The following is a 23,821-nucleotide window of genomic DNA, read 5'->3' as shown; positions in this document are numbered from 1 at the left end:
GACCCAACCTCACTCATCTAACAATTTAATTGGCATATAAAAAGCAAAACAAAAATAAATGCGGAACACGGAATTTAACATCGAGAAAATTAAGATTTCTCCAGGATTGGTTTTGGCGCCGATGTCGGGCGTGACGAATTCTGCTTTCCGTAGATTAATTAAACTCGAGAATCCCAAAACCGTCGGCCTTGTTGTTACGGAGTTTATCAGTATTGAAGGTTTAACTCGGCAAAATCTCAAATCATTAAACATGATGAAGTATGCTGAATGGGAGCGGCCGATTTCTATTCAAATTTTCGGATCAGATCTTGAGCGCATGGTTGAGGCGGCCAAAATGGTGGAAGATGCTGGAGCAGATATTCTGGATATTAATTCTGGCTGCCCTGTGCCACGTGTAGTTAAGCGCGGAGGCGGTTGTGAGTTGATGCGGCAGCCTGAGCATTTAGGCAAAATGCTTGCTGCTGTTAAGCAAGCAATCAAGATTCCCCTAACTTTAAAGTGCCGTACCGGCTGGGATGAAAAGCATAGAAATGTTTTCGAAATTGCAAAGATTGCTGAAGACTCTGGCGTGGCGATGCTGGCTGTTCACGGACGTACTCGTGTGCAGCTTTATCGTGGTGAAGCTGATTGGCAAGTGATCGAGCAAGTTGCCAATACTGTAAAAATTCCTGTGATTGGCAGCGGTGATGTGACTTCCGCGGGCTTTGCTCAGCAAGTTTTTAAGAATAATATTGCCGGACTAATGATTGGGCGTGGGGCGTTACAAAATCCATGGATCTTTAATGAATTAGTTGAAGGGCCTGCAGATACGAAGCAAGCGATTCCAGAGTTAGTGCGTGTAATTAAGCGTTATACGGAGTTACTCAAGGAAGATTTCCCGGACAAGGCAATCATTGGCAAACTCAAACAGCTTGCTACGCAAGCGATTAGAGAGTTTCGCGGTGCTCAAGAATTGCGCAAGGCCCTATGTTTGACCCCAAACTTGCAGCTTTTCTTAGAGACTCTAGGACGTGCTGAAGAAATCGTCTCTGCCGCAGCAGTGTCTGGTTTTGAGCAAATTGATGCTTCAGATTCTGCTTTTCAGGTAGAAGCTGAACATGTAAATGACAGATCTTATGCTTAGCGTTAAAAATATTTACAAGTCTTTTGGCTCGTCCGCGGTTTTGTCTGGTATTGATCTTGAGTTTAAGCGTGGCGAGAGAGTTGCCTTAATTGGTCCATCGGCAAGTGGAAAAAGTGTTTTTTTGAAAATTCTAGCCCGGGTGTATCAAGCTGAGTTAGGGGAAATTAACTATGAAGCAGGCGTGCGCTTTGGTTTCCTCTTTCAAGAGGGAGCCTTATTTGATTCGCAGACTGTGCTTGAAAACGTAGCCTTCCCGCTTTTCGAAAATAACCCTGAGCTTACCCGCAATGAGGTATATGATCGGGCCTTTGATGCGTTAAAAAAAGTTGGCGTTGCAAAAGCCTACGCAAAATACCCGAGTCAAATTAGTGGCGGCATGCAGCGCCGTGTGGGGATTGCACGGGCGATTGTTGCTGCGCCAGATGTGTTGCTATTAGATGACCCGACTGGTGGTTTGGACCCTGTAACAGCAAGTGTGATTATGGAATTGATTGCCACACTACATAGTCAATACAATCCTTTAGTAATTATGGTGAGTCACGACCTGCGTCGACTTTTGCCACGTTCAGAGCGACTGATTGGCTTATTCGCTGGTAAAGTTATCTATGATGGACAATTTGACGGTGAGGCGCTAAGTCATGCTCCCTCAGCGCTTACGCACTTTATCTCTCAACGCTACGACCTAAATCCAAGCGATCGAAAAAGCGATAATCACGCGACGCAACCTTGAAGTGATTAAGATTTGTGACTAAACGAGATAAGACAATCAAAGAATTAAAACGCGACTTTTTTCAAGGCATTGGCGTGCCTAAGGAAACTGCTTTTAAGCCGGACGAATTTCAGCTTGAGGCGATTAAGTTGCTTGAAGAAAGAGTTGATACTTTAGTAATTGCACCGACAGGCGCAGGCAAGACTTATATTGCGATTGAAGCAATTCGAGCCACAATGGCTCGTGGAGAAAAAGCTGTATATACAGCTCCGTTAAAAGCTGTGTCTAACGCAAAGTATGCAGACTTTAAGCGGCGCTTTGAGCCGGAATATTCTGTAGGAATTTTAACTGGCGATCGCAAAATTGCCTCTGACTCATCGGTAGTTGTTGCCACTACTGAAATTTACCGCAATGAACTTTATTCTGGTGAGGGGCGCTATAGTCTGGTTGTGCTCGATGAATTTCACTATTTAGCTGATCCGCAGCGGGGCCCTGTATGGGAAGAAAGTATTATCTTATCACCGCAAACTGCCACTCTACTTTTACTCTCGGCCTCGATTTCTAATGCTCAGCAAGTTGCTGCCTGGATTGAGGAAGTGCGTAAGAAGCCAGTGCGGATTGTGACAGTTAAAGAGCGTCCGGTTGCCTTACGGCTTGGATTTTTGCATTCAGACTTTGGGGTGATCCCACTACTTGATGATGATGGTCAAATTCTTCCCGAAGTGAACCACTATTATAGTGGAGATCGGATGTTTTTCCCCAAGGGTGCACGTCGTGGCAGTTATCGTGGAAACCGGAGGCGCGGTTAAGTATGCGCTCTGATATCTCGATTGCTCAAATTTTTGTTGAACTGGAAAATGCAGATTTGCTACCGGCAATCGTTTTTCGCACGTCGCGGGACCAATGTGATCGTGATGTAATGCAGGCGGGTCGCAATCAGCGTCTTGAATTTAGTCGCACGGATAAAGCTGCGCTATTAGCGAAAGTCCAAGAATTTGCCAGAAGTAGTGAGATTGATTTAGATCTGATTACTTCGCATCCGCAGTATGAGTCGCTGGTGCAAGCTGGTGTCGGAGCGCATCATGCGGGACAACTGCTAGTTTGGCGTTTGCTGCTCGAAGAGTTGATGAGTGCGGGCCTGTTGAGAATTTTGATTGCAACTGGAACAGTGGCTGCGGGAGTAGATTTCCCTGCGCGCACGGTTGTGATTACTGCGCATTCCAAGCGTGGCAGTGAAGGCTTTCAGAAGCTTACCGCGGCAGAGTTTCAACAAATGTCTGGTCGAGCGGGACGTCGGGGAAAAGATACAGTCGGGTTTTGTGTGATTGCGCCAACTCCTTATTGTGATGCACGCCAACTTTCGCGGGTGGCGCGACGTGCTGCAGAACCGCTTAAGTCGTCTTATTTTCCTGGACCTAGTTCGGTATTAAATTTATTGCGTTACAGAAATGTCGATGACCTTGAATTTACAGTTGACCGCAGTTTGGCTTCTTTTCTTGATCGACAGCAGGCTAAGGATCTTGAAGCCGAAGCTGAGCGAGCGCGCGGTGCAAGGCAGACCGATCTTACTTCGCAGCATAAGAAGAAGCTCGAAAAGCGGGCGAATCGTCTTGACCGTGAAGCAGCTGAACTAAAAACAAAGCAGCAGGAACTGTTGCAGATTGCGATTCGTGGATTGCAGAATCTTGGATTTATTGAAGGCCTAACGCTTTCTGAGAAAGGTTACTGGTCATCGAATCTCTGTACGAGTCTGGTGCTAGAGTTAGCGGAGTTGATTGAAGCGAAAGTTTTGCAGGATGCTTCACCTGAATATTTAGCAGCGTTGGTTGGAGCGATTACGGGAGATTCGCGGCGTGGGTATCTTGAACCTAAGTCCCGGGCAATCAGTGACAAGGATTTGGAAACGCTCAGTGCGATTGTGGCACGTGTTCAGGCGGAGAATTTGCCCGGGGTGAGTTCTGAGCGAGTTGCCTCGGAGTCTGCGGCATATACTGTGATGCTTTGGATGCAGGCGGAAAATTGGAATGTTTTCCGTGGTTATTTATTCTTGAATGGGGTTGCGGAGGGTGATGCCGCGCGGTTGATTACTCAGACTGCAGATCAACTTAATCAATTAACGCGTCTTTACGAGTCGCATCCGATGCTTGCGCAGCGTGCGGAGGAGGCCAAGCGTAAGATTCTAAGGCCGCCGCTTTCGGATGCGATTAGCACAGACATATAATTCTTTTTATTTTTGGCGATAACTTATAAGTGGCAAGAGGCAAACCACGGAGTGGTTTGTTGTGTTTGGTCTTACTTTTCTTTTCCGTAGAAGGAAGGGAAAGGTGGCAGGTGAGCTTTGGTTAAGTTGGTGATTTGCCAGTAGCTAGGAAGGGGCAAACCACGGAGTGGTTTGTTGTGTTTGGTCTTACTTTTCTTTTCCGTAGAAGGAAGGGAAAGGTGGCAGGTGAGCTTTGGTTAAGTTGGTGATTTAGCCAGTAGCTAGGAAGAGGCAAACCACGGAGTGGTTCGTTTTCTTTGGTCTTACCTTTCTTTTCCGTAAAAGAAAGGTAAGGGGTGGTGGAAATAGGTGATTCTCGTATGATTTATCCCTTTAGAACTCTGGAATCTCTGTCGATGGAGTATATGTAAGTAGTGGTATTACATATGAGAGAAATAGCGATTTCAACTGCATTTGATGATTGGGTGGCGCCGGATTTGTATTCGCCGGAGCGTAATTTGATGCGATCGATTTTGCATTCGGCGTTTGCGGATTTGAATCGGGGTGTGAATGAGAGGCGCGATGCTGTTCGTTATTTACTTGATGACAGTGAGTATTATCTTTATTCTTTCCGCAGTATTTGTGCGCACTTGGGTTTATGTCCGACTACGATTCGGAGGCATTTTGGTTTAATTCGCGAAGTGCATGAAGCTAGGATGGCTGCGTAGCTGAAGGTCTGAAGTGTTCTGCGGCGTTAGCGATTTCTCGTAATTGATCATTTGTTTCCAGTAAGTTCGTTTCTGAATTAATATTCTGAACAAGAAAATCTTCGATATATTTTTCAAGTTGGAGGGCGGATTGTAGTTCTGAGTCGGCTTTACCGCCGAGGGTTAGTAGGTCGCGATCGTTTTCTAAGCGTGAAATGAGTTTTTTGATTTTTTGAGTTGCTTTGATGATTTGGGGCGGCTGTAGTTTTGTTTGCAGTCGTGAAAGGGAGCGTAGGATGTCGATTGCGGGGTAGTGGCTACGTTCGGCAAGGCGGCGACTGAGGATGATGTGTCCATCGAGGATTCCTTTGACTTCTTCGACCATGGGGTCTTCGTCGATATCGGCGCTAAGGAGCATAGTGTAGAAGGCGGTGATGCTGCCGGTTGTACCTGTGCCTGCGCGTTCGAGTAGTTTGGGTAGTGCGGCGAAGACGGATGGGGGGTAGCCGCGGCGTACGGGCATTTCGCCGGCGGCGAGTCCAACGTCGCGCATTGCTCGGCAGAGTCGAGTGAGTGAGTCGATTTGTAGTAGGACATTTTTTCCTTGATCGCGAAAATATTCTGCAATTCGAGTGGCGGTGAGTGCGGCGGTAGCGCGAGAGAGGGCGGGTTCATCGCTGGTGCTGACGACAAGAATTGTTTTGTTGCGGAGTTCTGGTTTTAATAGTTCGCGGTGAAATTCTCCGACTTCGCGGCTGCGTTCACCGATGAGTGCGATGATGTTGATTTCGGCAGCGGAGGAGCGTGCGAGCATGGTCATTAAGCTGGACTTTCCGACGCCAGGTTCAGCAAAAATTGCTAGGCGTTGGCCGTGAGCGATTGGACAGAAGCCATCGAGTGCGCGGATGCCGGTGATAAGTTGTGTATTGACGGGTTGGCGTTGGAGTGTAGGTGGTGGGCTGGAATTGAGATCGATGTAGGTTGGGGTGGGGTGGTTTATTTGCTGGTTGAGTTCTAATTCAAGAGTATCTGTAATTACTTCACCGAGGCTATTGAGTGCTTTGCCGAGCAAGAAGTTGCCGACGGCGAGTTCGTGTTTTGTGGGGAGGATTTCAACTGAGGCGCCGGGGAAGAGGCCTTTTGTGTCGGAGTAGGGCAGTAAGATTGCGGTTGAATTTTCGAAGCCTACTACTTGAGCTTTGATAAAATTATTTTGATGTTGGGAGTGTTGAATTGTGGTGATTTTGGGGCGGGAGATATTGACGATGCTACCGATTTCTGCGCCGACTAGTTCGGCTTCGATGACAAGGCCTTTGACGGTGCGGACCTGACCGCGGATTGTGCAGGAGCTGACGCGGTTAAAATCGATTAGTCTCGAGTATTTATTTATTTCGACAGTAGATTGCATGGATATTTCTCATATTTGAATATGTTGAATATGTTACTTCCCTATATATTATCGGCCAGAAGGAGGCAGTTGTTGCGTGGGGTGAAAAATATTTTCGGATTTAGTCAGTTTTAGGAAGTAGGGGGGCTACTTTTGAGCTGTCGGCGAAGGTACGGGGTCGGCGAAGGTACGGGGTTACTTTGTTTTAACGTCTGGAGTCGGATGATTTATGATTTTACCGATGGTAGCGTAATTTGCTCCGCCCAATCGAGCTAGTGGGTCAATCCGCTGAGCATCACTTTTAGTGCCAGAAAATGAGTCGCTGCGGCAATGGAACATGAGGATCTCTCCGATCACTAGCGTATTTCGGCCAATCTCGAGCGTTGTATAAAGTTTGCACTCCATCTGTACGGGGGCAATTTTTAAGCGTGGGGTTTTAATCAGTGCGGCAGGTAGTGTTTCTAGGCTTAGTAGATCGAGTTCGCTTACTTCTGCCGGATAGTCCGCTGCTGAATCTGCAACTGCATCAATCATTGTAACGCTTGTCGTATTCACGACGAATTCTTTTGTGCGTAGGATATTGTTTAGCGTATCTTTTTTTGTGTCATCTGGTTTATCGGCAAAGGAGACGGATAAACATGGTGGGCTACTAGATACGCCATTAAAATAGCTAAATGGCGCAAGGTTAATTGAGCCGGAAGTGTTGATGGTTGTGATAAATGCAATTGGCCGTGGAATAATCGACCCAATCATTAATTTATAGATTTCTTTCGCGGGAAGGGATTTGGAGTCGAAACTAGAAAATTCATTCTGCATAAACTAGATCTAATGTCCTTTACAGAAATATAAGCCGAGGCGTTCACGCCCACGAAAGATTAGCTTTTCACTGGCAGTCATTAAGTTGCAACCGGCCTGTGTTAGTTCAGCTGCAGTCGATTCAATACCGATCACATAGCTATCCTTGAGCAGAGGCAGTGTATCCAGGAAAGGAATCGGTCGTTTTGCGTAGTAAACGAGCGGATAATAGTCGAGGCGGTACTGCACTAAACTATCATGAGGGTTGATTCTTGCGGAAATATCTTGAGCAAATTCTGCTGGGGAAACTAGTTCGCTGTAGCCTTGGGCAGGTCCGACTTGTGCATAGCTAATCACAGCTAGGCAGCCAAAAATCATGTACAGCGGGTTAGCAAGATTAACCCGAGCCTTAAAAAAACAGTAGCAGCCGAGTAAGAGAAAAATTATGGCCCAGCTATTGAACTGTAGAATCGGGATAAAAGTGTAAGTTTTGCGTAGTAACTTGTCAGAAAGCGGTAATAACTTCAGGGCCAAGTCTGGGACAAGGACTCCTAGGCAAATTGCGATCAATAAAGTGCCAAGTGTGACAGTCAGGATATTAAAAATCCATTTAGTAAACTTTCCTGCGTTGAAATTCAAGAATGAAGTATTGGTGAGAATGTCGGCAAAGATTAAGACTAAACCAGGAAGTGCAGAAATAAAATATACAGTGCGCTTGCTGGCTGCGATCGAGCAGAAAGTTAAAAGCACAATCGCATAACTAATAAAAATTGTTGTCTGCGGTATGCGAATCTGCGTGCGCTTAATTGCCGCAGTATAAAATACTGGTAAATAAAATACCCAGGGGATCAGCACCAGGAAAAATAATAGTGGAGCTACGTAGAAGGCCTGACGGTGGCCGATATTATAACCTTCGTCCCCGGTCAGTCGGGCAACATTTTCGCGCATTAGTTGCACATCTAAAAATTGTTCTCCGCCTATTTTGTAGGCAAAATAATACCACGGTAGAGCGAGCGCAAGCGCTGTAAATGCTGCAAAGCTTAAATGTTTGACTGGAAACTTAGGGAAAATGCGCCGTTGTTGATAGCTTTGATCGAGCAGTGCAGTGACACCAATGAGCACGATTGCTGCGGGGCCTTTAGTCAGAGTTGCAAAACCTAGAAACAAACCTAAAAAAGCGCTATCCGCAAAACATCCGTCTTTATTGCTGAGTACGCGGGCGAGGCAGACTAAGCTTAAAAAAATCATTAAGCTAAAAAGTAAATCGACCCTACCGAGTGTGCTGTAACGTAGCCATTCAAATGTGGAAAGTAATCCCAATGCTGCAACTATGCCGGCAGTCGGGCCAATGTTTGTTGCCGCAATAAAATAAACGATTCCACAAGTAGTTGCAGATGCTAGTGCTGATGGAAGGCGAATAAAACCCTCAGACTCTACTCCGGTAATCTTTGTGATTAAGTTACGACCTAAAACGGCAGTCCAATGTAGTAGTGGAGGTTTGGAGGGGTAAGCTTCGTCATTTCTTCGTGGTAAAATATAATTATTCTGTCGTATCATATCTTCAACAACCACTGCCTCTCGTGCTTCGCCCCGTGAGGTAAAGGGTCGGCTGTGCACCGGTAGATAGAGCCATAAAAAGACAATAATGCTTAGAAAAAATGCCCTAAATTTAGAGCTTGATTGTTGCGACGCCGACATTTAGTCTACATAGCTGAGTTTTATTATTTGAACAAAGCTTCTTATTCTAAGTTATTTATATGAGTTTCGGTAAAAAATTATTTTCTTGTCTTTCCTGGATTACGGTTATTTCTTGGAGCGTGCTCGGTGTTGTGATTCTTGCTCTGGTTGGCACTTTAGCTTCAGGTATTTTTTTCTTGTCACAGAGCGGAGATGAAGACGGAAAAATCGGGATCGTCCCTGCACACTCTGTTGGCGTTGTTGAACTTAGTGGCGAGATTATGGAATCAAAAAAGATCATTAAAGACTTGGACCGTTTTTCCAGAAATAAAGAGATCAAGGCGCTGGTCGTAAAAATTGATTCGCCCGGCGGCGCTGTCGGCGCTAGCGAAGAAATCTTTCGTGCGATTAAACGCGTTGATGCGGTTAAGCCGGTAATCTGTTCACTTGGAAACATTGCCGCCTCGGGAGGACTTTATGCCTCAATGGGTTGTCGTAAGATTTATACGCAAAATGGGACACTCACCGGATCGATTGGCGTGATTATGATGATGCCTAATGTGTCTGAAATTGTTGCTAAACTTGGATTCCAAATGAATATCGTAAAGTCCGGTCGCTTCAAGGATACCGGCTCGCCATTTCGCAAAATGACAGAAGACGATCAAAGCTTAATTCAAGGTCTAATTAACCAAACTTATGAGCAGTTTGTTAAGGTGATCTCAGAATCACGCAAAATTCCGGTTGAAGATGTGAAAAAATTTGCCGACGGAAGAATTATTCTTGGCGAGCAGTCTGTCGCACTTAAACTTGCTGATGTCGTCGGAGATTTGCACGACGCTGCAAACGATGCTCTTACTCAGGCTGGTGAACCTAATCAGAAGCCCCATCTTGTATACCCACCGAAGAAAAAAGGGATTATGGGATTTGTCGAAGGTGCTGAAGAAAGCGTATTTTTTAGACTATTCCGGATGTTATCTGGTCCGAAAATTTATTATTTAGCTTTGAGTTAAAATTCTTGCTTAATATACATATTCCATTTATTCTAGTAACTTAAGAGCGTTATCTACAGCCAAAGCATATGACGGCAACAGCAACTAAAATACTTCTTATCGAAGACGAGGAAGTTGTACGTCTGGGTCTTGAAGAAAACCTCAAATGTGAAGGCTATGAAGTGATCTCCTGCGAGAATGGCCGCCTCGGCCTTGAAGCATTCCAAGCTCAAAATCCCGATCTCGTGATTCTTGACGTAATGATGCCAGAAATGGATGGGCTTGAAGTCTGTCGCAATATTCGCTCAAGCCGCGACGATATCCCAGTCATTATGCTTACTGCGAAATGCGCCGAAATCGATAAAGTTGTAGGCCTCGAACTTGGAGCCGATGACTATCTCACTAAACCTTTTGCTATTCGAGAACTAATCGCCCGCATTAAAGCTGTACTGCGCCGCGCTAAGGCCCGACCACAGCAAGAAAGTGCTACGCCGACTACAGAAAAACCAGTCGAACAGCTTAACTTTGGTGTTGTTGAAATTGATTTTAAGTCTTATCGCGCACGCCGCGGCCAACAGGAACTCGAACTCTCAGCCAAGGAATTTGAACTGCTCAAGTTTCTTGCAAAAAATGAAGATATTCCAGTCTCTCGCGATGTGCTCCTCGATCAAGTTTGGGGCTACAATAGTTACCCCACAACTCGCACTGTCGATAACTTCATCGCACGCCTGCGCCAAAAACTAGAAGACATTCCGGATCGCCCCCGCCACATCCTGACAGTTCATGGGGTGGGCTATAAATTTGTTGCCAACAGTTAGGGTAGCTCTGCCGAACACACGGCGCGAGAAAGAAGCATTAGAGAATCCTTCGACTTTAATCTGAAAACAATTAATACCTAGCGCATACTCAGATTTACCAAAGTCAGAGCCCAAATAAGCAAGACTTGTGTGAAGTGGAGATTTTAAGGTAGTTTCCCCAGCGCATGACAAATAAGGAAAAGCACATGAAACAAGATCTTCATACCGATTATAAAGTCGCAGACATGTCACTTGCTGAATGGGGTCGCAAGGAAATTGAACTCGCAGAAAATGAAATGCCCGGCTTAATGGCTGTGCGTAAACAATACGGCGCAAAGCAACCACTCAAAGGTGCGCGCATTGCGGGCTGCTTGCATATGACCATTCAAACTGCAGTTTTAATTGAAACTTTAATTGAACTTGGCGCTGCTGTGCGTTGGTCGAGCTGTAATATCTTTTCGACACAAGACCACGCTGCTGCCGCGATCGCTGCAAAGAATATCCCAGTATTTGCTTGGAAGGGTGAAACGGAAGAGGAATATTGGTGGTGTGTTGAAGAGAGTCTAAAATTCTCTGGTCCAAATGGCACAACCCAGGGTCCAAATATGATCCTCGATGACGGTGGAGATTTAACGATTGTCGTTCACGAAAAATATCCAGAAATGCTTAAGGATATTGTTGGTATTTCTGAAGAAACAACAACAGGAGTAAATCGCCTCTATCGTATGTTGGCTGAGGGTAAGCTTAAGTGCCCAGCTATTAACGTAAATGACTCGGTCACTAAATCTAAATTTGACAACCTCTACGGTTGTCGTGAATCGCTTGCTGATGGCATCAAACGTGCAACGGATATTATGGTTGCCGGTAAAACCGTTGTAATTTGTGGCTACGGAGATGTTGGTAAGGGTTGCGCGCAGTCAATGCGTGGTTTTGGTGCGCGTGTTTTGATTACAGAAATCGACCCAATTTGTGCGCTGCAAGCAGCCATGGCTGGGTTTGAAGTTCTCACTATGGAAGAGGCTGCACCGCTTGCTGATATCGTTGTCACAGCGACTGGATGCGATCATGTCGTGACAGCCAAGCACATGCAGTTGATGAAAAATGAATCAATCCTTTGTAATATTGGACACTTTGATTCGGAAATAGAAGTTTCATGGTTAATGCAAACTTCGGGAATTAAACGCATCAACATCAAGCCGCAAGTTGACCGCTTTGTATTGCCTAGCGGGAAATCAATCATTCTCTTAGCTGAAGGTCGGCTCGTAAACTTAGGTTGCGCAACTGGGCATCCTAGTTTTGTGATGTCCTGCTCATTTACAAATCAAGTGCTAGCGCAGATCAGTCTCTGGACTGAACGCGATAAATATCCAGTCGGCGTGCATGTGTTGCCAAAGCACCTTGATGAGCAAGTCGCGCGCCTACATCTCGAAAAGCTGAATGTCAAGCTCACCAAGCTAACTGAGAAGCAAGCCGAGTATTTAGGTGTGAAGATCGAAGGACCCTATAAGCCGGATCATTATCGGTATTAGACCGAAGATATAATTAATTGACGCTCTAGGGTTGTGCTGTGTGGCTGTAGATCTTAGAGCTGATCATGCTAGATCTGACGTAAGCGCAGCTTGTTCTAAGGGTTCGATTCCGACAAGTTTTTTACTTTTTGGTAAATAGTAGGCACGGTACTTGATACCTTCAACACCAACGTCATGTACAAAGCGTGAAACTTCAAAGTGTTCAGTGCCGATTTTGAACCAAAAATAATTTGCGTTTGTCTCAGAATCCCAACCTTTTTCTAGTATACCCTCGATCGCGGCAACTCGAGAATTAATTAGGTCAAAAAAGAGCTTGCAAGCACGTAGCGCTGAAAGGAATCCGAAACCAAGTATGGCGATCAAAGTAAGTCCTGCTGTGCTGAGTCCAGCCCAGAAAAGTTTAGGATTAATATTTTGGGGTTGATTAAAACTTAGTTGATTGACTGGTATGAAATATAAAACAGCACAGATTAAAAATATAAATAAAATAACGCTGCAGAGTTGAAGTAAGAGATCATTTAAGGTGCGGATGCGCTGTTTGGCCGAAAGTTTCTGGGCTTGATTTTGTTGCAAGGTTGCGCGATCGACGTGGTAAGCTTGATTGAGCAGAGTAATTAATTCTTCGTTTGTTTTATCGTTGCGGTCGAGTTTGTCTGCAGATAGTAAATATCTTGATCGCGGGAGGAAAAAAAATTGATAGCGACCTGGTGGGAGGTTTATTTTATAGGCACCTTCAATTGCTTTGAGTTCGCGTCCCTCAATCAAGGCATGCAGCGCTTTGCCTGAAAGTCTGACTTCTCCGAAGCCTTGGGCAACTAGTCCGGCATTTAAATCCATTTTAATCGCGCGCCGTTTGCTGTATCCAATCGCTAGGCCAAGCGGGAAGGCTAAACAAAAAAATCCAAATACCCACCATAAGTAATGATCAAATACTTGCATTGTCGATTGATTGCGTTTGAAAACGATATAGGCAGGAAGTAGAATTAATAATGGGAAAAGAACGCTATAACTAAAAACCATCAAACCAAATCCAGTATCAATCAAACCTTCAATCCACTGCGCTTGAGTATATGTGATGCGCCCCTTTTTATTTTCTTTTAAAAAATCAGGTGAACAAAGAATTGTATTTGGATTAGTTTTCATAGATAACTTATTAGAATCACATCGTATATTTCGCAATTCACATCTTGCTTAAGCTAAGGTAGGCGATCTGTCGTATATAAGTATGAAGGATTATTAAGGATTGTGAGGAAGTTTCTATTTTTTATCTCAGGCGCAATTTGTCTGACGCTAGGCGTCTTTCCGGTTGCCTATGCGCTAAAGCATTCTTCCGATCGGCTGGTGCTATTACTGGCGATATTAAATTTTTTAGGTTGGTTTGGAGTTGCGCTCTATATCCAACTTGAAGAACGTGTCACTGCGGCGATTGATAAGGTTCTCTCGCGACTTAACCTGCAATCAAATTCAATTGATATTGAAAGTCAGTTGCGACATTTACTGCGTGAGTATGGGCGGTTCAACCGCACGAGTTTTGCTTTCTGGGAGAAACGCCAACTCACTGACGAAAAAGCTTTGGGGGACCACTTACGAAAAATTATTAACACGGGACTGCGTGAACTTAAAGCTCAAGCTATTGAACTTGCGCTTTTTGATCGTGCTACAGGACTTTATTCCCAGGTCTTGCTTGCGGGCTACCCAAAAACTTTACGTGGACAGGCGATGCTGGTTGAGGCTGCCAGTGACTTGGATGAGGATGCGAGTGTCAAGACTGAATCAGTGAATTTTGCCGGAACTAATTTCGGAATGCTCAGTGTTGAATTTCAACGGGATCGGGTGATTTCTGATGCTGATTTGCAAGTTATTAAATTGCTTGCCTTGCAAGGGGGGATTCTTTTGGCGGATGCGCGTTTTACCAATGAACTATTGCGGATGCGTAGAATCGGGGATGAGTCGCTTAAAGCGAAGACTGGATTTCTTGCAAATCTAAGTCATGAGATTCGTGGGCCATTGGGAATTGTCTTAAATGCCACGGAGGTAATGATTAATGGCTTAACTGGAGAGTTGAATGAGGATCAAAAGTCGACATTGGAAATGGTGCGTAAAAATAGCGAACATCTGCTTGACTTAGTGAACGATGTGCTTGATTACGCCAAGGCCGAGTCGGGGACGATTACTCCACAAGCTGTAAGTATGGAGGTGCGAGGGCTGCTTGACGATTTGGCGTTGGTTGTGCGTTCACAGGCGGTTGCGAAAGGGCATAAACTTGAGGTGTTAGAAGCTGAGGCGAATCTTGCTGTAATTTGCGATAAGCGTCACATTCGTCAGATGCTGATTAACTTCTTAACCAACGCAATTAAATATACTCCGAATGGAGGCAGTATTACGCTTTCCGCTGAGAGATCTCCGGGAAATAGAGTGAAAATTGCAGTTAAAGATTCAGGTGTTGGTATTGCGGAAAAGGAGAAACATAAAGTTTTTGCTGCTTTTGAGCGGGTGGACAATGCTTACTCGAACCAGCAGCAGGGGACTGGCTTGGGAATGCCTTTAACTAAAAGTTTAGCTGAAGTGAATAAGGGAATGGTTGGATTTGAGTCTGAGGAAGGAAGGGGCTCGACGTTTTATTTGATTCTACCTGCAGAGGATTTAGCAAGTAAAGATCAAACAACGCAAACGATGCTTGCAGTGGAGAGTGATCAGGTTGCGAGTTTGCGGCAGGGGAATGGGGAGACTATTTTATTGGCAGATGCGGATGTGGACGAAGCGAAGTTGTTGCAGCAGTATTTGGGAAAGAATGGATATACTGTGCTTACTGCGAAAACGCCGCCTGAGGTGATCAAGCTTTTGCGGGAGTCTAGTTTTAAGCTTGCGGTGATTGAGGGAGATTTGGCGAGTGGTGCGCAGGATCTTGTGGGGGTTTTGCGGTCAAATCCAAAAACGTCGACATTGCCGATTATACTTTTGAGTTCCAAGGCGTTTGTTTTTGATATCGAGCGATTTCTTAAGCAGGGGGTGGATCGTTGTTTGTCGAAGCCGGTGCGGTTGGAGGAGTTGGTGGTGACGGCGCGAAAACTTTTAGATGGTTCGCAAGTTGCGGACTTGTAGACTTTACCGCTGGATCCTACTAGGTATGGGGTTCCTACTAGAGCAAAGTGTTAAATGTAGCATAATTTCTCAATCCTGCCCTGAAGAAGCACAGACTTTCCACTTATGAACGTGCAATTCCCCCGATTTTTAGTATCTAGCAACTGATAAGCTACAAAAATACCAAGTAAATAAGGAAATTTAGACAAATCTGTCTATCTAAGCGTTCAGCTTTTTTTCACAGTAAGGATTCATCAAGCCGCTTATGCGATTTGGAAAGGTAGGAGTGCGCTTGCTAGGAGACTCCCACCTGGCGAAAAAAAGCCTGGAGGAGGTCTTAGCTGAAAGTTACCAAATTTCCATGCCAAGAATGCTTCACGAGCGAACACAACACGATCTTTGAACCAAGTAATAAAGGCTGTTCTAAGTTCAGCGTTCGAAGAAATACAAAACATTTTTAGACCTGAACGTTTGGATGAATAACTAGTTTTGATGCTTCGAAGTTTGAGTGCATGCGCCCCTAAGACCGGCCGCTTGCGTCTAATTTTTTGCCCATGTTCGCGATCGCTTATGGTCTTCAGTAGTTCTTCCTTGAAGTGCTTAACGCTAGTATTATCAGCTCGCTTAAAGCAAGCTAAGAAAGCCCACGGTGATACGGTTAGTGAATATTTCTTCCCCTTACCCTTAAGTAGCGAATCGGCAAAGTCTGCCTGAGCTGCTAAACTCATTTCAGCTTCTGGTAACGGTAGAATGGCATCTCTTGAAACATTCTTGCACGATTTAGTCATTTGGCCTTTGAGTAAGGCCTGATAACTCGAGACTCCCGGATATTCAGAGACTTTTTCGACTAAATCTGCGCTGACAGGATTTAGGTAAAGATATGCAATCCTTTCTAGGGCTTTTCTTAAATCAAGTATCACTATTGAGTCATAATCAGAAACCCAGACGTTACGCTGACTTCGGCCCAATAGCCGGTTAATCGCGTGGCTAAGTTCACATTTGATATACCGCATGAACCTAGGCACATCTTCAGGATTATTTACGATTGCAATGAGATGGAAATGGTTTCCCATGAACATGTAGTGACAAATGGTTACTGGACACTGCTTAGCTGCGGCTGCTAAAATTCCCTCAATGATTACAGCAAGATATGCTGTTGTTGCTAGAGGTAGACCTTCTTGAATGCTACTGCAGAGTTCTATGACGGTATTGTTAAAAAAACACTTGGGGTTTTTAGGCATACGAGCCTCCTTATGTATGAGTTTGCTTACATAAGTATTTTCGGCCGTTCTTGGCTCTATGTTGCTTTGTGGTTTGAAAAAAGTAACCCCATACCAAATAGACCCCATACCAAATAGGGATAGGAAATAGAGTGCCAAATCGGATAGCTATAAGGAGAGAATCTCAGCCTTGATCCTCGAAAAATGATCCGCTATCGAAAGAATAATCGAACTCCCCCCAATTTGAAATTCAGCACTGCCCCGCGGCATCGCAGCACTCGTCTCTACACTCAGAAATTTCGTCCCCCCCAGACTCGTAACAAACTCCTCAGCATAACTTCGATCCTCATCAGCCACAACAATCCGAATCGAGACATTGCCACTCGGCAACATCCGATATGCCCTCTCCATCCGACTCTTTAGACTAGCTGGATTCGTAACTAACTCCTCTCCAATTACTTCCGCCGCTACCTCCAAACTTAATTCCGAAAATCGCTTGATTTGCTCAATCAGAAAATTTCTCTCCAAAACCTTAAAATTCGCAATTAATTTCCCAAGCTCATGCAGAGCATCAGCCTGCACCTTGACTTGACCCGCCTCAATCAGCCGCGCCCCCTCAGCTTCAGCCGCATCGAGAATCCGCTCAGCATCAGTTTTCGCCGCCGCAATCACGCTCCGCGAAAACTCAGCAAAACTCATGTCCGCCGCCGCACCTACCGCTTGATTTAGTTTTTTCTTTTCCATTTTCTCAGATACTCATAACTAACTTCTTTCGTCGCTAAACTCTCACTCGAGTTTAGCATTAATCCACTCGCCCAGTAAATTATCGCGCCTAAGGGAATCCCAATAAATACCAAAAACACTGACGGTGCATCCAACCGCATTAACGTAATTAAAGCCGCAGACATCGCATTTGTCGCCACAAAAGTTCGTGAAAAGGAATGCAATAACTCAGCCAGGTTAAGCTTAACCCCAACCTTTCGCAGCATTAGCGCCGATAAAATACAGGCAAACCAAGTCGCCAGACTCCAAGCCAGCGCAAGTCCAACATGACCAAGCGGTAATAAATTTAACGCTTCAGCAAAACTCGCCAAATATTTAGAAAGTAGCGTTACGCTTTCAGTCTGTGCCGGACCAAGCAGCATCAAGGCCAGCAGAATATTTACCACCACACTTGCTGAATTGATCGCCGTTGCCACACCAACGCGCTTTTGCGCCAAGAATGATCGAATCAAAATACTCTGACAACTTGCAGGAATAATTCCAATGCAATAAGCCACAAGCGCTCGCGCCGACTGCGTCGTATCATATGCACTAAACTGACCCCGCTCAAAAAGCGTCCGAATAATCGGTTCGCCAAGAATAATTAAACCTGCAGTCGCTGGCGCTGCAATAAAAACTGTCCAACGCAAAGCCCCGCAAATTTCATCCCCTAAACCTTGTATGTCGCCAGCAGCTGCACGCCGTGAAAGTGAAGGCAGCAAGGCAGTAGCAATCGCTAAAGAAAAAACGCCAATCGGAAATTGAAATAGACGGTCAGCGTAAAATAACCAGGAAATACTCCGCTCAATTAAAAGCGAAGCAAGTAGGGTGTTAATGAAAATTAATATTTGATACAGCGAAGAACTAAATACCGCAGGCAACATTAACTTGCAGACTTTGCCCACTGCCGGATTACTCAAAGGCGAGGCCCAGCGCAACGAAAACCCTTTTCGATACGTTAGATAGACCTGCGGCGCTAACGCAATCACTCCCCCCAACAAGACTGACCAAGCCAAAGCCTCAATCCCAGCATTCCCTGGAATTAAAAGCATTGAGATCAACATCACAAGATTCATGATCGCCGGTCCAAGCGCTGGTAAGGCAAACGAACCATGCGCGTTTAATACCCCTCCGGCCAACGCCAGCAACGTAACCAGCACAAGATACGGAAACATAATCCGTAGTAAATATGAAGCTAGCTCCGTCTTTGCAGTGCCTTCCCCAAAACCAGGTGCAAATAACAACGTCAGCTCTTTGGCATAAAACATTCCAATAATTGAAAGTACAATCGTAATAATCGTCATAAACGATAAAATCGCCCGCACAGCTTGCACGGCTGCCTCGTGCGACTTACGCTCTTCCTCTGCTAGCACTGGCATAAACGCCGTCGAAAGCGAACCTTCCGCAAGTAACGAACGCAATAAATTGGGAATTCTAAATGCAACAAAAAACGCATCAGTCTGAGCGCCAGCCCCGAACGTCTTAGCAATTAACATATCCCTAAAAAGCCCCAGAACACGGCTCAATAGCGTCGATAATCCGACACTACCTGAGGCCTTAAAAAGGGATGGCTTCGTTTTTGGGGTTTCTTCTGTGCTCATTATATAGTCGTAATCGAATGATCCTAGCTAATAATCTCTGCTTCTAACAGCGCGTTTTTTATCAATAAAAACTTGCGTTTGGGCACTAAAATAGGGTAGAATCTCTGGAATTAAACAGTTCAGGGGGCTTGCCCCCTATATCAGTGGGGCTAAAAGTTGATCATCTCCTTCCTTTGAGTTATCAATCGCCCCACTTTATATCGCACCTTTAGCCAGCTCTTGGTGATGCAAGTTTAAGATACGTTCAGACCAGAAAACCTGAGACGTTCATAAACTATGCCGTATCGGTATTTTTGGCTTAAGGGTGGCTTAACCAAGAGGAGAATTGAACGTGGAACAAACAATATTTGAAGGTTCAGCTGACGCAAGTCGCATGAGCCAAGGAAACTCAGCCGCAAATGCTCGCGGCGAAATGCATAGCGGCGCAACCAATGCTGATGCAGATCGCGCTCCAGTCGAAGTCAGCTTGCAGACACTTCTACAAGCCGGTGTACACTTCGGACACCAAACCTCGCGCTGGAATCCGCGCATGGCTCCATATCTCTACGCAGTAAAGAATGGCATCCATATTATTAATCTGCCCAAGACATTACAGTGTTGGCAATACGCGCGCAAAGTCATCGTCGATACAACAAGTCGTGGTGGTTCAGTGCTTTTTGTCGGCACTAAAAAACAAGCCCAAGATGTAATCATCGAAGAAGCTAAGCGTTGCGGCGCTTTCTATGTCGCACGTCGCTGGCTTGGTGGAATGATCACTAACTTTTCAACTATTCGCAACAGTATCGAACGCTTGAAAAAACTCGAAGCGCTACTTGCTGACGAAACCGAACGTCGCAAATATACCAAAAAAGAACTACTTTTAATGGAGCGCGAGATCGTCAAGCTCGAATTCTCTCTTGGCGGTATCCGCGAAATGTATGCCCCACCAAAGCTAGTTTTCGTGATTGATACTAAGCGTGAAGAAATCGCCGTGAAAGAAGCGCATCGCTTGGATATTCCAGTAGTCGCCCTGGTTGACACTAACTGTGACCCTGACGTGATCGACTACCCAATCCCTTCAAACGATGATGCAACTCGCGCAATTCGCTTGTTCTGCCAAGCTGTCGGCGATGCCGTCAACGAAGGCCGCTCGATCTACAGCGAACGCGCACAAATCATGCGCGGAAAAAGCGACGAAGTTAACTCGGACTCCGGTTTAGATAAAACTCCAGTCGCTTAAATTCTTCCTTACCTTTCTTTTACGAAAAAGAAAGGTAAGACCAAGGAAAACGAACCTGCTACGCAGGTAAGCACTACAGTGTTGATTAAAGCGAGACTGTAAAGAGAGATTGTAAAAATTCGTTAAGCAGTGAAGCTTGTCGAGAGAAGAATAGCGATTAAATATATAAAAATCTAAGCAGACAACAAACTTAAAATTAAAAGAGGGACCATGACTGAAATTAGTGCACAACTAGTTCGTGAATTAAGAGATAAAACTAACGCGGGCATGATGGATTGTAAAAAGGCACTCCAAGAAAGCTCCGGCGACCTCGATAAGGCAATCGAGTATCTACGTAAGAAAGGACTAAAGGATATTTCTAAACGCGCTACGAAAGATGCACGCGAGGGCACTGTGCATACATATTTGCATACTGGCGGCCGCGTTGGGGTAATGCTTGAACTCAACTGCGAAACAGATTTCGTAGCACGTAATGCCGAGTTCACAGAACTTGCTAATGCTGTGGCCATGCACGTTGCCTGGGCAAAACCACGCTTTCTCGACCGTGAATCAGTGCCCGCCAACGTAATTGCCAAGGAGTCAGAAATTTTTCGCAGTCAACTTAAGCCAGAACAAGAAAAAATGGCTGATAAAATTGTGACTGGTCGACTAGAAAAGTTTTTCACAGAAAATTGTTTAGTCGAGCAACTTGATGCGCGTGATCCGCAAGGCAAACGCACAATCGGCTCCATGCTCAATGAGCATAGCGCAAAAGTTGGAGAAAAAGTTGTGCTACGCCGCTTCATACGTTTTGAGCTTGGAGAGGAACTCGAGGCAACTACGGGCGAGAAATCAAGCGCTCAATAGTAATTAAGGCGAAATTACTTAAGCTAATTTCGCTTTCTTCTCTACGAACGAAGCGCTATAGTAAGCCCGTTTTATCAATTAAAGGTTTACTATGCTTTATAAACGAATACTTCTTAAATTAAGTGGTGAAGCGCTAGCCGGTGACAATGGCTACGGAATTCAGCCACAGGTAATTAAACGGCTTGCCTCTGAAATCTCAGAAGTTTATCGCGACGGCATTCAAGTTGCAGTTGTGATTGGCGGGGGAAATATTTTTCGCGGCTTACAGGCCAGCGCGCAGGGAATGGACCGAGTTTCTGCTGACTATATGGGTATGCTTGCCACGGTGATTAATTCACTAGCCTTACAAGATGCCCTCGAACATTTAAATGTAATGACGCGCGTCATGTCGGCAATCGCAATGAACGCAATCTGCGAACCATTTATTACACGCAAAGCAAAGCGTCACCTCGAAAAGGGTCGCGTTGTGATTTTTGCTTGTGGTACTGGTAACCCATTTTTTACAACTGACACAGCAGCAGCGCTACGTGCTAAGGAAATCGAAGCGCAGGTAATTCTCAAAGCGACAAAGGTTGATGGTATTTACGATAGCGATCCGGTTAAGAATCCTCAAGCGAAACGCTACGACAAGATTACTTTTCTTGATGCTTTAAAAAATCAACTTGAAGTCATGGACGCAACAGCGATTTCACTTTGCATGGAAGAAAATATTCCGATTCGTGTTTTTAACCTGAACCAAGTGGGAAATATTCCACGCGTGATGAAAGATGCCGACGTAGGTACATTAGTGACGAATTGAGGGATTAATAAAATGGAAGCAATTATCTCTAAACATGATAGTCAATCTAAGCAAACGATTGAAGCTTTTAAGCGTGACTTGCAAAAAGTTAAAACTGGCCGCGCTAACCCTTCAATCCTTGAAGGCATTACTGTTGATTACTACGGCTCAAGAACGCCATTGCAATCATTGGGCCAGATTTCAGCTCCAGAGCCCCGCCTGATTACAGTGCAGATTTATGATGCCAGTGCCGGACAAGCAGTAGAAAAAGCAATTAACATTGCAGGTTTAGGATTTAACGCCGTGCGTGAAGGTAACGTGATTCGCATCGTCGTTCCACCGCTTACCGAGGAAACACGCCGCGACTTAGTAAAGCATTTGCACAAGATGGCAGAGGAAATCCGCGTTTCGATCCGCAACCACCGACGTGATGCCAATGATGCGATCAAGAAATTAGAAAAAGATTCCAGCCTGACTAAAGACGATTCTAAACGCGGACAAGATCGTGTGCAAAAATTAACTGATATGCATATTGCCGAAGTTGATAAACTACTTGCAATCAAAGAAAAAGAAATTCTTGAGACATAAGAATCGAAGTTAATTCATGCCAGCTGCTCCGCAACTACCCCAACATATTGCCATTATCATGGACGGAAATGGCCGTTGGGCCGAAGAGCGTGGACTTAAGCGCTTTGAGGGCCACAAGGAAGGCGCCAAAAATGTGCGCCGTATTGTCGAAGCCTGCGTTAAGCGCGGAGTGCGCTACCTGACACTCTATAGTTTTTCCACTGAAAATTGGAATCGCTCTACCGAAGAAGTTACTAGTTTGATGGAACTCTTCCAATTATACCTCGACTCAGAACGAAGTTTATTGAAGGACAATCGCATTCGTTTGCGTGCAGTTGGAGACTTGTCACGGCTGCCCTGGGCGGTGCGCACAAGACTCGAGCGTAACTTAGCCGAGACAAAAGAAAATTCTACGCTGGATTTGATTTTAGCTGTTAGTTATGGCGCGCGAGAAGAGCTATTAAATGCCACACGGCGCATCATTAAGCGCGTCCAAGTGGGCGAATTAGCAGAGGACTTTAGTGCGGAAGATTTTTCTGCAGAGCTCTGGACGGCAGGTATTCCCGATCCTGAATTACTAATCCGCACCAGTGGAGAAATGCGCGTTTCAAATTTTTTACTCTGGCAAATTGCTTATGCGGAACTCGTAGTCGTTCCTGAGTACTGGCCTGATTTCAGTGAAGCTGTGCTCGATCGCACGCTTGAAGAGTATGCCCAGCGTGAACGCCGCTTTGGTCAAACTTCAGAACAAATCCGCAGCGCAAAGCTTAAAGCCGAAGGTAAATAATGGCGCAGCGTGTCTTTACGGCGACAGCTTTATTACTACTCTTAGCTGCAATTCTTTATGCTGGGCGTTTTGCGATGTGGTCAGCGGCGGTGGTCATTTTTGCACTGATTCACCAAGAGTTTTGTAACTTTTCTAGCCCAGTGCTGAAGCGCGAAGCTTTACTCTATAGTTTCCCGAATTTTCTGCTACTCTATTTATTTTCCAATCAACTTCCCGCGTTCATGCTAGCGATCCCACTACTTTTACTTGCCGCCGTGATTTGTTTAATGACTGAACGTCTGAAGCAAGATGAAACAATTGCTGAAGTGCTGATGCCGGCCTTGATTGGTTTTTGCTATATTGGCGTATTAGGTTCGATTTTTGTTGCCACAACACTGACTCCGCATGCGACACAAGCTTTAATTTGGCTCTTTGCCATAGTAACTGCAACCGATACGGGAGCGTATTTTGTTGGTTCGCGGATTGGAGGACCGAAGCTCGCTTTGCGCATTAGTCCGCAAAAAACCATTAGTGGAGCTCTGGGGGGCTTGATTCTCGGAACTCTGCTGGGAGTGATTTGCGGTGAGTATTTAGCACCGGTGAGCACGTTTTGGTTACTGCTCTTGCTCAGCTTTGCCGCTAGTGCTGCCGCAATTGTTGGCGATTTATTTGAATCAGCTATTAAGCGTTTGTTTGGCGTGAAGGATTCAGGTGCAATCTTGCCTGGACATGGCGGACTACTAGATCGCATCGATGGACTGCTCTTTGCTGCACCACTAGTGCATTTTATCAGTTGGTAAAATTTTCTCATGAATCAGTGCAAAGTCATTATTCTTGGTGCGACAGGTTCGATTGGACGTTCAACCTTAGATGTGATTCGACGCAATCAAGATAAATTTACTGTCGTGGGTATTTCTGCCCATACTAGAACTGATGAGCTCTTAAGTTTGGCGCGCGAGTTTAAGCTTCGAGATTTAGCTGTCAGCAACGAGCAAGCAGCTTTGAAGCTCAAAGCTCAAGTGGGGAATGATTTTCAAATTCATGTTAAACACGAGAGTTTGCTTGAGG

Annotated in this window: 23 protein-coding genes; 16 read left to right on the top strand and 7 right to left on the bottom strand. The window is 45.2% G+C overall.

What is annotated here, in order from left to right; all coding sequences use genetic code 11:
* The first annotated feature begins 58 nt into the window (after nucleotides 1–58).
* From dusB to JNK13_09250, 5 genes are all read left to right on the top strand, one after another.
* Entirely contained in the window at nucleotides 59–1,123 is a 1,065-nt protein-coding gene (gene dusB, locus JNK13_09270) for a tRNA dihydrouridine synthase DusB (GenBank protein MBL7662926.1), read from the top strand.
* Nucleotides 1,104–1,853 carry an ATP-binding cassette domain-containing protein gene (locus JNK13_09265; protein ID MBL7662925.1) on the top strand — a complete coding sequence of 250 codons (750 nt, stop codon included), beginning with the start codon at nucleotides 1,104–1,106 and terminating at the stop codon, nucleotides 1,851–1,853. The genes dusB and JNK13_09265 overlap by 20 nt, the downstream gene beginning before the upstream one ends.
* 14 nt (nucleotides 1,854–1,867) lie before the next feature.
* Nucleotides 1,868–2,641 carry a DEAD/DEAH box helicase gene (locus JNK13_09260; protein ID MBL7662924.1) on the top strand — a complete coding sequence of 258 codons (774 nt, stop codon included), beginning with the start codon at nucleotides 1,868–1,870 and terminating at the stop codon, nucleotides 2,639–2,641.
* 2 nt (nucleotides 2,642–2,643) lie between these two features.
* On the top strand, nucleotides 2,644–4,053 hold the full coding sequence (locus JNK13_09255) for a hypothetical protein (GenBank protein MBL7662923.1): 1,410 nt from the start codon (nucleotides 2,644–2,646) through the stop codon (nucleotides 4,051–4,053).
* A gap of 425 nt (nucleotides 4,054–4,478) precedes the next feature.
* Nucleotides 4,479–4,760, top strand: a complete 282-nt coding sequence (locus JNK13_09250) for a hypothetical protein (protein MBL7662922.1) — start codon at nucleotides 4,479–4,481, stop codon at nucleotides 4,758–4,760.
* Here JNK13_09250 and JNK13_09245 read toward each other — a convergent pair.
* From JNK13_09245 to JNK13_09235, 3 genes are all read right to left on the bottom strand, one after another.
* Complete coding sequence (locus tag JNK13_09245; protein ID MBL7662921.1) at nucleotides 4,744–6,147, bottom strand: FliI/YscN family ATPase; 1,404 nt, start codon at nucleotides 6,145–6,147, stop codon at nucleotides 4,744–4,746. The genes JNK13_09250 and JNK13_09245 overlap by 17 nt on opposite strands.
* A gap of 174 nt (nucleotides 6,148–6,321) precedes the next feature.
* On the bottom strand, nucleotides 6,322–6,942 hold the full coding sequence (locus tag JNK13_09240) for a flavin reductase family protein (GenBank protein MBL7662920.1): 621 nt from the start codon (nucleotides 6,940–6,942) through the stop codon (nucleotides 6,322–6,324).
* A 9-nt stretch (nucleotides 6,943–6,951) separates the two neighbouring features.
* The gene (locus tag JNK13_09235; protein MBL7662919.1) at nucleotides 6,952–8,619 is read right to left on the bottom strand and encodes a glycosyltransferase family 39 protein; all 1,668 of its coding nucleotides are present in this window, start codon (nucleotides 8,617–8,619) and stop codon (nucleotides 6,952–6,954) included.
* Between the two features lie 59 nt (nucleotides 8,620–8,678).
* On the opposite strand from JNK13_09235, the gene sppA reads away from it, so the two are divergent.
* The 3 genes from sppA (at nucleotide 8,679) to JNK13_09220 (ending at nucleotide 11,913) form a co-directional block, all read left to right on the top strand.
* The gene (gene sppA / locus JNK13_09230) at nucleotides 8,679–9,608 is read left to right on the top strand and encodes a signal peptide peptidase SppA (GenBank protein ID MBL7662918.1); all 930 of its coding nucleotides are present in this window, start codon (nucleotides 8,679–8,681) and stop codon (nucleotides 9,606–9,608) included.
* 68 nt (nucleotides 9,609–9,676) lie between these two features.
* Nucleotides 9,677–10,405: a response regulator transcription factor gene (locus JNK13_09225; GenBank protein ID MBL7662917.1), complete on the top strand. Its 729-nt coding sequence runs from the start codon at nucleotides 9,677–9,679 to the stop codon at nucleotides 10,403–10,405.
* Nucleotides 10,406–10,590: 185 nt separating this feature from the next.
* The gene (locus JNK13_09220; protein ID MBL7662916.1) at nucleotides 10,591–11,913 is read left to right on the top strand and encodes an adenosylhomocysteinase; all 1,323 of its coding nucleotides are present in this window, start codon (nucleotides 10,591–10,593) and stop codon (nucleotides 11,911–11,913) included.
* Nucleotides 11,914–11,976: 63 nt separating this feature from the next.
* Here JNK13_09220 and JNK13_09215 read toward each other — a convergent pair whose 3' ends face one another.
* The gene (locus tag JNK13_09215; GenBank protein MBL7662915.1) at nucleotides 11,977–13,056 is read right to left on the bottom strand and encodes a hypothetical protein; all 1,080 of its coding nucleotides are present in this window, start codon (nucleotides 13,054–13,056) and stop codon (nucleotides 11,977–11,979) included.
* Between the two features lie 102 nt (nucleotides 13,057–13,158).
* Between JNK13_09215 and JNK13_09210 the strand changes: the two genes are divergently transcribed.
* A complete protein-coding gene (locus JNK13_09210) occupies nucleotides 13,159–15,015 on the top strand; it encodes a response regulator (GenBank protein MBL7662914.1) in 1,857 nt (618 codons plus the stop codon).
* 242 nt (nucleotides 15,016–15,257) lie between these two features.
* Here JNK13_09210 and JNK13_09205 read toward each other — a convergent pair whose 3' ends face one another.
* The 3 genes from JNK13_09205 to murJ all read right to left on the bottom strand — a co-directional run bounded on the left by JNK13_09205 (nucleotide 15,258) and on the right by murJ (nucleotide 18,577).
* A complete protein-coding gene (locus JNK13_09205; protein ID MBL7662913.1) occupies nucleotides 15,258–16,235 on the bottom strand; it encodes a transposase in 978 nt (325 codons plus the stop codon).
* 147 nt (nucleotides 16,236–16,382) lie between these two features.
* A complete protein-coding gene (locus JNK13_09200; GenBank protein MBL7662912.1) occupies nucleotides 16,383–16,958 on the bottom strand; it encodes a hypothetical protein in 576 nt (191 codons plus the stop codon).
* Nucleotides 16,940–18,577: a murein biosynthesis integral membrane protein MurJ gene (murJ, locus tag JNK13_09195; GenBank protein ID MBL7662911.1), complete on the bottom strand. Its 1,638-nt coding sequence runs from the start codon at nucleotides 18,575–18,577 to the stop codon at nucleotides 16,940–16,942. Before murJ ends, JNK13_09200 begins: the two co-directional genes overlap by 19 nt.
* A gap of 412 nt (nucleotides 18,578–18,989) precedes the next feature.
* Here murJ and rpsB point away from each other — a divergent pair, with 412 nt between their 5' ends.
* The 7 genes from rpsB to JNK13_09160 all read left to right on the top strand — a co-directional run.
* Nucleotides 18,990–19,796, top strand: coding sequence for a 30S ribosomal protein S2 (gene rpsB / locus JNK13_09190; protein MBL7662910.1), 807 nt, complete (start codon nucleotides 18,990–18,992; stop codon nucleotides 19,794–19,796).
* Nucleotides 19,797–20,006: 210 nt separating this feature from the next.
* The gene (tsf, locus tag JNK13_09185) at nucleotides 20,007–20,642 is read left to right on the top strand and encodes a translation elongation factor Ts (protein MBL7662909.1); all 636 of its coding nucleotides are present in this window, start codon (nucleotides 20,007–20,009) and stop codon (nucleotides 20,640–20,642) included.
* Between the two features lie 91 nt (nucleotides 20,643–20,733).
* Nucleotides 20,734–21,441 carry a UMP kinase gene (locus JNK13_09180; protein MBL7662908.1) on the top strand — a complete coding sequence of 236 codons (708 nt, stop codon included), beginning with the start codon at nucleotides 20,734–20,736 and terminating at the stop codon, nucleotides 21,439–21,441.
* 12 nt (nucleotides 21,442–21,453) lie between these two features.
* Entirely contained in the window at nucleotides 21,454–22,008 is a 555-nt protein-coding gene (gene frr / locus JNK13_09175) for a ribosome recycling factor (protein MBL7662907.1), read from the top strand.
* Nucleotides 22,009–22,024: 16 nt separating this feature from the next.
* Nucleotides 22,025–22,774: a di-trans,poly-cis-decaprenylcistransferase gene (uppS, locus tag JNK13_09170; GenBank protein MBL7662906.1), complete on the top strand. Its 750-nt coding sequence runs from the start codon at nucleotides 22,025–22,027 to the stop codon at nucleotides 22,772–22,774.
* A complete protein-coding gene (locus JNK13_09165) occupies nucleotides 22,774–23,553 on the top strand; it encodes a phosphatidate cytidylyltransferase (GenBank protein ID MBL7662905.1) in 780 nt (259 codons plus the stop codon). The genes uppS and JNK13_09165 overlap by 1 nt, the downstream gene beginning before the upstream one ends.
* A gap of 9 nt (nucleotides 23,554–23,562) precedes the next feature.
* A partial coding sequence (locus tag JNK13_09160; protein MBL7662904.1) for a 1-deoxy-D-xylulose-5-phosphate reductoisomerase occupies nucleotides 23,563–23,821 on the top strand: 259 nt, incomplete at its 3' end.

The sequence above is a fragment of the bacterium genome, assembly GCA_016786595.1.
Taxonomy (GTDB): domain Bacteria; phylum Bdellovibrionota_C; class UBA2361; order SZUA-149; family JAEUWB01; genus JAEUWB01.
Note: the sequence above shows the minus strand (reverse complement) of the source record. Positions and strands in the feature narration are given on the sequence as shown.

Coding starts and splice junctions, on each gene's coding strand:
- dusB (MBL7662926.1), top strand. CDS start 59: ATGCGGAACACGGAATTTAACATCGAGAAAATTAAGATTTCTCCAGGA.
- JNK13_09265 (MBL7662925.1), top strand. CDS start 1,104: ATGACAGATCTTATGCTTAGCGTTAAAAATATTTACAAGTCTTTTGGC.
- JNK13_09255 (MBL7662923.1), top strand. CDS start 2,644: ATGCGCTCTGATATCTCGATTGCTCAAATTTTTGTTGAACTGGAAAAT.
- JNK13_09250 (MBL7662922.1), top strand. CDS start 4,479: ATGAGAGAAATAGCGATTTCAACTGCATTTGATGATTGGGTGGCGCCG.
- JNK13_09245 (MBL7662921.1), bottom strand. CDS start 6,147: ATGCAATCTACTGTCGAAATAAATAAATACTCGAGACTAATCGATTTT.
- JNK13_09240 (MBL7662920.1), bottom strand. CDS start 6,942: ATGCAGAATGAATTTTCTAGTTTCGACTCCAAATCCCTTCCCGCGAAA.
- JNK13_09235 (MBL7662919.1), bottom strand. CDS start 8,619: ATGTCGGCGTCGCAACAATCAAGCTCTAAATTTAGGGCATTTTTTCTA.
- sppA (MBL7662918.1), top strand. CDS start 8,679: ATGAGTTTCGGTAAAAAATTATTTTCTTGTCTTTCCTGGATTACGGTT.
- JNK13_09225 (MBL7662917.1), top strand. CDS start 9,677: ATGACGGCAACAGCAACTAAAATACTTCTTATCGAAGACGAGGAAGTT.
- JNK13_09220 (MBL7662916.1), top strand. CDS start 10,591: ATGAAACAAGATCTTCATACCGATTATAAAGTCGCAGACATGTCACTT.
- JNK13_09215 (MBL7662915.1), bottom strand. CDS start 13,056: ATGAAAACTAATCCAAATACAATTCTTTGTTCACCTGATTTTTTAAAA.
- JNK13_09205 (MBL7662913.1), bottom strand. CDS start 16,235: ATGCCTAAAAACCCCAAGTGTTTTTTTAACAATACCGTCATAGAACTC.
- JNK13_09200 (MBL7662912.1), bottom strand. CDS start 16,958: ATGGAAAAGAAAAAACTAAATCAAGCGGTAGGTGCGGCGGCGGACATG.
- murJ (MBL7662911.1), bottom strand. CDS start 18,577: ATGAGCACAGAAGAAACCCCAAAAACGAAGCCATCCCTTTTTAAGGCC.
- rpsB (MBL7662910.1), top strand. CDS start 18,990: ATGCATAGCGGCGCAACCAATGCTGATGCAGATCGCGCTCCAGTCGAA.
- tsf (MBL7662909.1), top strand. CDS start 20,007: ATGACTGAAATTAGTGCACAACTAGTTCGTGAATTAAGAGATAAAACT.
- JNK13_09180 (MBL7662908.1), top strand. CDS start 20,734: ATGCTTTATAAACGAATACTTCTTAAATTAAGTGGTGAAGCGCTAGCC.
- frr (MBL7662907.1), top strand. CDS start 21,454: ATGGAAGCAATTATCTCTAAACATGATAGTCAATCTAAGCAAACGATT.
- uppS (MBL7662906.1), top strand. CDS start 22,025: ATGCCAGCTGCTCCGCAACTACCCCAACATATTGCCATTATCATGGAC.
- JNK13_09165 (MBL7662905.1), top strand. CDS start 22,774: ATGGCGCAGCGTGTCTTTACGGCGACAGCTTTATTACTACTCTTAGCT.